General features: G+C 37.0%; 1 pseudogene. It reads right to left on the reverse strand.

Annotation, left to right across the window (positions count from 1 at the left end):
- A pseudogene (locus AC6CH4_RS25780) lies at positions 1–3,636 on the reverse strand (hypothetical protein); the annotation flags it as partial.

A 3,636-nucleotide genomic window follows, 5' to 3' on the forward strand; every position in this document is an offset into this window, starting at 1 on the left:
CCGTCTGTAATCTGGAATACATAAGTACCAGGAGCCAGGTTTGCAAATGTTGTAGACGTTTGTTTCACTCTTACAATTGGAGATAAAATCTCGTATTGAAGAGTTCCTGTTCCACCTACATGAGCTGTAATCTCAACCGTGGCATCAGCAAGACATGTATCGGCAATTGAAGTTACAATTGTCAAGTCTGTCGGAGGTACCAAAGCAGGTACATTAACACCATTAGTCAGAGTGAAAATACAACCGTTTTTATCTTTTACATAAACATCAATAGTTTTACCAACTGTTGTCTCGTAAGTATCATCAGTAATATAATTAACTCCTAAGTCATAACTATATAAGTAAGGAGTTGTTCCTCCTGTTGGAACAATTGTTACAACTGCTTGTGAAGGTGCATTTCCTGCAGTACACAATAATGCTGTTGTAATTGATGATGTAGCTGCTAAAATTGCCGGCTGCGTAATTGTAACTGGCGCTGTAAGGATACATTTTTTAGCATCTCTTACAGTAACTACATAATTATTTGCAGCAATTAATCCTGTAAATTTATTTAAAGGCTGGAACGCTGTAACCATAGTTGCACCTCTTTCAAGCTGATATTCATAAGGACCTACTCCTGCTGTAACATCAACATTGATTGTTCCGTCTGCACTCGCAAAACAACTTAAATTTGTTGCCGTTGGAGTAAATGCAATTGCCGGAATCGGATCTAATTTAATAGTATAAGTTGCTGTACAATTCTGAGCATCTCTTACTGTAAAAATATAAGTTCCTATAGCGCTCGTTGTAAGTACACTTCCTGTTGGAGTTACTGCTCCACCATTTAAAGTATAAGAATAGGTATAGGTACCGTAACCGTCTTTTGGTGTAAGCGTAAATTGTGCATCTGTGCTACCAGCAATACAACTTAGTTCTCTTGTTAATTTAACATCTAATAGTAATTGTGGTTTTACTTCGAAAGTAGTTGTTGCTGTACACCCGTTTCCGTCCTTAACCACTAAGTTATAAATCTTAGGAGTATTAAATGTAAAACTTGGTGATGTCTGGAATGCACTTCCATCAACACTATAACTTGCACCACCTACGATTGTTCCATCAACTGATCCGCCAATAGTAAATGTAAATGGAACTCCAGTATAACAAATAGATGCCGGTGCTGTGATTGTTGGATCAGTATATTTAGTTAAAGTAATCGGGAATGGCTTAATACAATTATAAGCATCCTTAACATAAACAACATAATTTCCTGCGTTTGCATTAAATGTATTTGGAGCGCTCCATCCTGCAGTAGCACTTGTTGGTGCTGGTGAAGCACTTGGCAATAATTGATATAAATACGGTGCAGTACCAAATGATGCTGTAGCCGTTATAATACCAGAATCAACAGCACAATTTGCTTTTTTAGAAACTGTAGCCGTAAGAACCAACATTTGTGGAGATTCTAAAATATTGAAATTAGCAGAAGCAACACTACATCCTACATTTGGACCAGCTGTTTCTTTCACTAAAACATAATAACTGCCTTTTGGTAAAGGTCCCAGATTACTTACAGTAAAGTTACCTGTAACGTTTAATCGGGTTCCTGTTACTCCTGTTGTTAAATTAGTGAAAGCATTAAATACTTCATAACTAACAGATATTGGAGTAGCATACGTATTTACAACTGTGAAAGTCACCTTTCCATCTGCAGCACCTGTACATGTAACATTCTCAGGTGTTGGAGGATTTATTGTTAAAGTTGAATTCGTAGGAACTACATCATCTGAAATTTGATAATAGTAACATTTTGTAACTTCATCGTAAACAATGAAAGTATATCTAACACCTGGAGTAAGACCTACAAAAGTAGTTGTTTTACTTCCTACTGAAGATTCACCCTGCCAGCCATTAAGACCATCAGCCGTCCAAACCTGAGGAGGTACTGAACCTCTATAAATGTTAAAGTGGAATGGTCCTGCACCTGTTAATGCTGTTCCAATTGATACCACTGCTGACCCACCAGCAGGAATTGCAGGAGGCCCTACAATAGGTAAACAATTTGAAGTTAAGGCAATATCGATATCAAGATTGTTAGGTGGTGATGCCACCAAAACATTTGAAACAACTTGCGTACAACCTTTAGAGTCTACAACTCTAATTTGATATAAACCAAAATCAACTACGTTAAATGTAACTGATGTTGTTCCTAAATTATTTAACTCTTCTTCATTATATCCGTTAATACCTGTAACGTAGTAATTATAAGGTCCAGTACCTCCTATAACACTATCTATAATAACTGCTCCTTTAGATACTCCTCCCGCTCCACATGTAATAGGCACTGCGTGATGTGCAATCACAATTGGATTTGGTTGTGTAATTACAATTGGGAAAGTGTCAGTACAACCTTTTGCATCAGTAACAGTAATGGTGTATGTACCAGCTTCTAAACCTGACGTCTGTGTACCATAATCAACAACTGTTGGAGAAATTTTTCTAACATTAAATACAAATGGAGATAATCCTTTTGTGTTGTCAAGTGCTATAGAAATTGCTGCCGTTTTTTCTCCGTTACAGTTAATAAATTGTGTTTGAGTTACCCCTGTAATGTCAGGATTAACAGGTACTGTAGTTTTTACAGCAACTGTAGTTGTAGCCGTACAATTTTTAGTATCTGTTACTGTAAAGATAAAGTCTGCCGCTGCACTTGTAGTGAAGACATTTCCAGCAAAAGTTCCCGTGGCAACCGGTGTACTTGTATATGTGTAAGTATAAGAACCTGATCCGCCTGAAGCATTTAATGTAATTACAGCGTCTGTAGTACCAGAACAAGTATTGTCCTTAGTCAGTTGAGCTGAAATAGTCAATTTATCATTCACAATTACCGGAACCGTAGTCATAGCAACGCAACCATTGGCATCTTTTACCCATACATTGTAAGTGCCTGAAGCTGTTACTGCAAATGTATTTGGCGTATCAAAACCAGAAGTTGGACCATTAATACTATAAGTCAAAGGAGCTTTTCCTGTTCCTACAGCAGTTATAGTATATGTTCCTACTCCTAAACATTGGTTTACAGCTGTAGCTGAAACTGTTGGAGTATTATCTTTTGCAATAGTAACGTCAAGTTTTACCTGACATCCGTTAGCATCTACCACATAAGCATCCCAATCTGTATTAACAGTAGGATCTAAATTTGCAATATTTGACGTTGTTAACGTTCCTATTCCTGTACCATCTTGTACAAACGAATATTTGTATGATTGTGTTCCACCTAAAGCCGTTACCGTTACTTTTGATGTACCCACATTACAATTTGCATTTACTGTAATATAACTTGCCGTCAATGCAGCTGCCGGTTGTTGAATTGTAACAGAACTACTTTCTGTACAACCCGTAACGTTGTCTGTAACTACGATATTATACGTTCCTGCAGGTTGATTTGTTAAGTTAACGACTCCTGAAGTTTGTGCTGTAACAGCAGTACCTCCATTTATAGTATAACTGTATGTTCCTGTAAATCCAGAAATGGTAAACACAGCATTACCTGTACTGTTTCCAAAACAATTAACATGATTTGTTACACTGGGGTTAATTGCAATTTTTACTACCGATTTAACAGTAACCAATTTAGTATCATAACATCCGTTAGCATCT

It is taken from the genome of Flavobacterium sp. GQ95 (genome assembly GCF_059758655.1).